Raw genomic sequence first — 6,226 nt, 5'->3', positions numbered from 1 at the left:
GTATTATATCTTATCCGAATTTTTATTTATTTTAATTTCATTGAATAAAGATTATTTATATTGATTTCTTAAAGTTGTAAAAAATAGATAAACTATATAGTTTATCTATTTTTTTTACTCTTGTTTAATTGTCAATAGTTAGAAAGTTAAGCAGAAGATATATATCTGCTTTTCAAAAAAAGTCTTTTTCTATCACAATTGATAGTCCACAGTTATATAATTTTTTTGACAAACTAGTATTCTTATGCTGATATTTTCTTTTATTTTTCCTTAATAGGTATTAGTAAATCAAATTGTATATCTTTTACCTCATTGTCTGTACTTTCTATATGGCTAAAATAATTTAAATGTTCTTCTAAAAGACCACACATATGTTCTTGGTCTTGTAAATTGCCTGCAAATTCATATTTTTCACTGTTATTCACCCACTCAAGAAGTGCATCCCATTCAGCAAAATTGCCAAAAGCAATCATATGTGCACCATATAACCCTCCTGCAAATTGCTTTTTTTTAAGTGGTGCCGAAATCTCCATATTATCTGGAATTGTCACCCATGCCTCATAACCATGATAGCCTGTTTCATCTATTGGATTAGGATGATTGAAACCATAATGTCTTAAATCTGGTTTAATTTTATTCAAATTGTTTTTACGCACGAATTCATCAAGCATTGCATTTACATGAAGTTCTGGGTCATCACCAATATAATGAGCGGAAGCAATAGTAGTTGGTGGTAGGTATACTATGCGTATATCGTTGATTTTTGATAATCTTTCATCTGCTTTATTTAACTTATCCATACCTTGTTCCTCCTTAAAATTAATACTAACAATATTAAGTGATTCAATAGCTGATAGCAATGTGTTATTTTCAGAAATAATGTTTTTGAATGGTAGTTCTGTAACTTTAACTAACTCTTTGATAAAACAAAAGAGAATATCCTTGATTGTGGAAAGAGCTGTAATTTCTTCATCCAATTCACTTATATTTTGACGAAAGATGTTAATAGCAGTAATTGCATTTTTATTTTCTAGAATTATTTGAATTTGACGTACAGGAATTCGTAATTTACACAAAATCATAATCTGCTCAATTCTAGAAATTGCTTCATAATCATAAACTCTATAGGCATAACCTTCACGACGAAAACTTTTAATTAATCCAATTTGTTCATAATAGCGTAGCATTCTAGTGGATATACCCATATTTTTAGATACTTGGCTTATAGTGATTGTCTTCATTATACTTCCTCCTTACAGTTTCAGTATAAACTACGACACGGTGTCAAAGTCAATAATTAGACATTAAAATTATTGATTATTTTAATTTAATCAGTTTAAATATTTCCTATTACACTTAGCATTCTGTAAAATTAAATAAGTCTCTATGGTAACATCAAAAACTTTCGAGATACTATATGCCAGAGGCACACAGGGATTGTATCTATTTATTTCAAGCTGTATAATCGTCTGCCATGATACTCATACAAGGTTGGCAAGTTCCTGCTGGTTTATTCGTTTTGATACTCTATAAACATGGATTTTACTTGTAAATTTATACTTAGCTTTTTTAGCCATTAGCATACCAACATAGTCTATGTGTTATTCAATTTTCATGTATTCAGTATTGATATATTATATCTTTGTATTTCTAGGACTTTTCAACGTATCAAGGCTCATTTTTAAGTAGTAAATAAGTAGATCATATAAGTTTGAAATTTTTCTGTTATTAAATATTTTATCTTTTATTTACTTTGAGAAATAAAATAGTTGGCGAATCTTATTTATATATTGAATCTGCTACACAATAAATAAATTTTATTATTTTTACTGTAAAATTTTTGGAAAGGGAAGTACTGATTTTTTTATTTTATTACTGAGTTTCCTACAAATTAAATTGTATATTTTTATTTATAGGGTAGAATAAACTAGTTTTGTTAAGGATTTTGAAGGGAAAATCAAGTTAAAAAAATAAAGGAACTAATTTGTCTAACGTTTATTGGTGAAAAATAAACATATAGAAGTTATAATAAATATATAAAAATGTATGAGAGGTGTTGTATGTTTGGTAAACAAAAGGAAAGTGTTAGATTTCTAGAGTTTAATGATGTAGCAGAGAAGTTTGGAGAGAAAAAAGCTGTTGCAATTTTTGATGCAATAGCTGGAAAAAAATCTAAAGAACATATTATCAAAGACATAGAGAAATTAGTCAAAAACGAAGTGTAGATATTTATAAGGTATATTGAGCTTGAGGGTAGCTCTTTATGCCTTCTTTTTTATTGTGCAAAAATAATTAAATATTCTAGTATTTATTGAATTACGCTTTGCATTGCTTTTATATTGACAAGAAAGTACTTTAAATATATGGTGTATATATTAAAATAAATTTAAAGGCAATTATGAAATACAGTTATTGATTAATTTATTTAGGTTAGAGATTTGTATAATCACTTTCCTAATGAATTTATTGCTTTAGATAAACAAAACAGTCAAATTAGTAATGTGAGGTGAAACTTTATGCCAATTAATTCTTTTGAAAACTATCCTATGAATTGGAAGCCAAAACGACCATCAAGAGGACAAATATTATATAAAGATATTGCAGAACAATTAGAACAAGATATTAATAATGGAATTTTGTTGCCTGGTACTAAATTACCACCACAACGTGAATTGGCAGATTTTCTAGATGTAAATGTAAGTACTATCTCTAGAGCTTTTAAAATTTGTGAAAAGAAAGGATTAATAAGTGGTGTTACAGGAAGTGGAACTTTTGTGGCTTATGATATACGGTCAAATTTATTTTTGATGTCAAGTAATAAAAATACATTCATTGAAATGGGTACAATGAATCCAGATTTTGCATTAGAAGAAATGAGTACTTTATTTAAACAAATAACTAAAGAGTTGGATTTTAAAACTATATTTCAATATGGGCAGAGAGATGGTGCTGATTGGCAAAAAGAAGCTATAGCTAAATTGATTTCCAAAACTGGATTTAAAACCTCATCTAATAGTTTACTTCCTGCAAGTGGAGGACAAAATGCGATTGTAGCTATTTTGGCAGGTTTATTTCAACATGGAGATAGAATAGGTGTAGACCCATTGACTTATCCTGGAATAAAGACAGCAGCTAAAATGCTTGGAATACAACTAATTCCAATTAAACAAGAAAATGGAGAGATTAGTGAAGAAGGATTATTATATGCCTGCAAGAATGAAAATATCAAGGGAATATATATAATACCAGATTATCAAAACCCAACTACACATATAATGTCAGAGACTGGACGAAAAATGATTGCACATATTGCATCTAAATATAACCTAATTGTGATTGAGGATGCTATTCATGGTTTACTTAATGAAATACATTTGAATCCAGTTGCTAATTATATACCTAATCAGACAATTTATATTACAAGTTTATCAAAAATTCTTGCACCTAGCCTACGCCTTGCATATATTGCTACACCTAAACAGTATAGAGAAGCTTTATCAAGTGCTTTGTATAATATTAATCTGTCTCAATCATATTTTTTAACAGAAATAGCTTACCGTATGATTGCATCAGGGGAAGCATATAAATTAATTGATGCACGTCGTAAGTCTGCCAGAAGAAGAAATGAGATTGTCAATAAATATTTATCTGAGTATAATATTTTAGGAAATGATGAGTGTATATTTAGATGGTTAATACTACCTGATGATATAATGGCGGAAAAACTTGAGCTACAAGCACTCAAAGAAGGAGTACAGGTTTATGCATCTGAGCGCTTTGCAGTTGGAAAAGAAAAACCTATTTCTGCAATAAGAATAGCTGTATGTGCTACAGAAAATATAGAAGAACTTAAATCTGGTTTAAGTGTATTAAAACGATTACTGAAAGAAAAAAGATAATTGTATTGCACACAATATTTTAATTGTGTGTAATTTTTTTTGCTGTTACAATGAAAACATAATAGATAATTGATTTATAAGAATTGACATATATCATTGCCTCATAACAAAAAGTAATTATAAATTAATAGTATTTCAAAATTAATTTATTTTTATGTATTATAGTAAAGCTTATATAGTTAATTCAAATTTATTTTTAAGTATAATTGCAATTATATGATTAATCTATTTTATACTTTAATAATACTCATGGTATTAAAAGTTAAAAGGAGTGATTTATCATGGAAAGAACTCAACAACTAAGAGAAAGTTTGATTGCTTCAATACCAATATTTTTGGGCTATATACCTATAGGTATAGTAGGAGGAATACTACTTCAGAAATCTGGTCTTTCACCTTTTCAAATAGCACTAATGGTAACTTTGGTATTTGGAGGAAGCTCTCAATTTATTGCAGCTTCAATGATTTCAGCTAGTGCAAGTATAACATCAATTGTATTAACCACATTTATTGTTAATTTGAGACATTTCTTAATGAGTTCCAATTTAAATATGTATATAAAAAATAAAAGTCCAAAGTTTATATTGCCATTCTGCCATACCATAACTGACGAAACTTTTGCAGTTAATTATGAAAAATTTACTACTGGAAATTGGACTGACAGAAATGCAATCTATCTCAATTTTTTTTGCCTAGTTTCATCAGTCTTAGCTAATTTTATTGGGGCATTTTTAGGAGAAACAATATCTATAGATAGTTCTATTTCTGGTTTTATACTGACTTCTATGTTTATAGCATTAATAGTTTCTCAAATAAAAAACAAGATTTATGTTTTAGTATTTATATCATCAATTATTATTTCAATTATTTTATATGTATTGTTTAAGAGTAATTTAGTAATTATAGTTGCATCAATTTTAGCATCTTTAATTGGATTCTTTGCAGAAGAATTGTATTATAAAAAGGAGGAATCTTATGAATAATAGTAATTATATATTTTTTATTATAATAGGAATGTACATTGTTACATATCTTCCAAGAGTTCTTCCAATGTTAATCTTTTCGAAAAAGGATATGCCTGAGTTTTTGAAAAAAATAATGAAATTTATACCTGTAGCAATACTTACTTCTTTAACAGCAAAAGATGTATTTTTTAATGGAGATAATCTATATTTATCTGTAGTAAATCCTAAAATTATATCTTTTCTAATTGTACTTCTTGTTGCATATAAATTTAAATCTATTGGAATTTCTATTGTTACAGGTGTGATATCTATATATTTATTTGGATTTATTATGTAATATTTAACTACTGTTATATACAAATTTTAAAATTATAAATATTTATAAATAGATATTGTTTTAGATTTTATTATCTAGCATAATTATATATTTTTAGTATTACTTTGTTATGTATTTTGAATTTAATTAATTACTGTTTTTCGTACAAATATAAAGAACTTATTGCTTATATATTAACTTTTATATAGTTACTCTAAATCATTTTTTATTGTATTTAAGTTATATTTTGCATCATCATTATTTTGATTAATGTCTAATGACTTATTTAAAAAAATTTTTGCATCATCATATTTTTTATTACACATTAATATAACTCCTTTTAAATTGTATGCATCACTTGCTTTCTTTTTGTAGTTAGAACTTTTTTTATCTAAATATTTTAAACAGTTATTAATTGGAAGTAGAGCATTATCGTAGTCATCTAAATACATATAGTTAGATGCCTCTATATAGTAAAGATCTGAATTGCTAGGATCAGCAGCAGTTGCTTTTTTTAGCAATATAGCAATTTCCTTAAAAGATGCTTCTGAAAATTCTTCAAGTTTTAGATATACAAAATCAAGGTATCTAGAACTAAGGTTACTTTTAAAATTCTTATGCCACAATAACTTATATCGATTGTTTTCAACTACAAAGTATCTATCAATTTTTAAAGATTTCTTTTTTCTAGAAAGCATATCTTTTATATCATAAATTTCTTCTAGTTTAATAAGATTCTTATATTCTTTTTTATCATATTTATACTTTTCTATATTTTCTTCTTTTCCTAATTTATAGCCAATTACTTTTCTAGTCTCGATTAATACATCTTGATACTCTTTAAACCTTTCAAGACTAACTTTTTTCTTGGTGTCTTTGCTTAGTAAATCATATGCTGTTTCATAATCTCCAGAATTTACTCTATCAGTATATTTTTTTGCTACTTCACTAGCACTTTCTCTTGGAGAACATCCTGTTATTAATATTGAAATTAATACTATTAATATTAAGGGTACTCTTTTAATAATGTTCATAATATAATCCTC

6 protein-coding genes are annotated in these 6,226 nt (G+C 26.6%); 4 read left to right on the top strand and 2 right to left on the bottom strand.

Annotation, left to right across the window (positions count from 1 at the left end; translation table 11 throughout):
- Positions 1-260: 260 nt before the first annotated feature.
- Complete coding sequence (locus tag KGF50_RS19805; RefSeq protein ID WP_227849651.1) at positions 261-1,241, bottom strand: MerR family transcriptional regulator; 981 nt, start codon at positions 1,239-1,241, stop codon at positions 261-263.
- Positions 1,242-2,060: 819 nt separating this feature from the next.
- Here KGF50_RS19805 and KGF50_RS19795 point away from each other — a divergent pair.
- The 4 genes from KGF50_RS19795 to KGF50_RS19780 all read left to right on the top strand — a co-directional run bounded on the left by KGF50_RS19795 (position 2,061) and on the right by KGF50_RS19780 (position 5,201).
- Positions 2,061-2,225, top strand: a complete 165-nt coding sequence (locus KGF50_RS19795) for a hypothetical protein (protein WP_227435106.1) — start codon at positions 2,061-2,063, stop codon at positions 2,223-2,225.
- A 291-nt stretch (positions 2,226-2,516) separates the two neighbouring features.
- Positions 2,517-3,899 carry a PLP-dependent aminotransferase family protein gene (locus KGF50_RS19790; RefSeq protein WP_227849650.1) on the top strand — a complete coding sequence of 461 codons (1,383 nt, stop codon included), beginning with the start codon at positions 2,517-2,519 and terminating at the stop codon, positions 3,897-3,899.
- A 281-nt stretch (positions 3,900-4,180) separates the two neighbouring features.
- Entirely contained in the window at positions 4,181-4,882 is a 702-nt protein-coding gene (locus KGF50_RS19785; protein WP_227849649.1) for an AzlC family ABC transporter permease, read from the top strand.
- Positions 4,875-5,201: an AzlD domain-containing protein gene (locus KGF50_RS19780; RefSeq protein WP_227849648.1), complete on the top strand. Its 327-nt coding sequence runs from the start codon at positions 4,875-4,877 to the stop codon at positions 5,199-5,201. The genes KGF50_RS19785 and KGF50_RS19780 overlap by 8 nt, the downstream gene beginning before the upstream one ends.
- A 188-nt stretch (positions 5,202-5,389) precedes the next feature.
- On the opposite strand, the gene KGF50_RS19775 is transcribed toward KGF50_RS19780, so the two are convergent.
- Positions 5,390-6,226, bottom strand: an 837-nt coding sequence (locus tag KGF50_RS19775; protein WP_227849647.1) for a hypothetical protein, incomplete at its 5' end; no start/stop codon positions are given.

Origin of the sequence: Clostridioides sp. ZZV15-6598 (assembly GCF_020657705.1) — a bacterium.
GTDB lineage: Bacteria > Bacillota > Clostridia > Peptostreptococcales > Peptostreptococcaceae > Clostridioides > Clostridioides difficile_F.
This window is presented reverse-complemented; position numbering and strand designations above follow the sequence as displayed.

Bases quoted from the DNA above. Each gene is read 5' to 3' on its own strand.
- KGF50_RS19805 (WP_227849651.1), bottom strand. From the start codon at position 1,241: ATGAAGACAATCACTATAAGCCAAGTATCTAAAAATATGGGTATATCC.
- KGF50_RS19795 (WP_227435106.1), top strand. From the start codon at position 2,061: ATGTTTGGTAAACAAAAGGAAAGTGTTAGATTTCTAGAGTTTAATGAT.
- KGF50_RS19790 (WP_227849650.1), top strand. From the start codon at position 2,517: ATGCCAATTAATTCTTTTGAAAACTATCCTATGAATTGGAAGCCAAAA.
- KGF50_RS19785 (WP_227849649.1), top strand. From the start codon at position 4,181: ATGGAAAGAACTCAACAACTAAGAGAAAGTTTGATTGCTTCAATACCA.
- KGF50_RS19780 (WP_227849648.1), top strand. From the start codon at position 4,875: ATGAATAATAGTAATTATATATTTTTTATTATAATAGGAATGTACATT.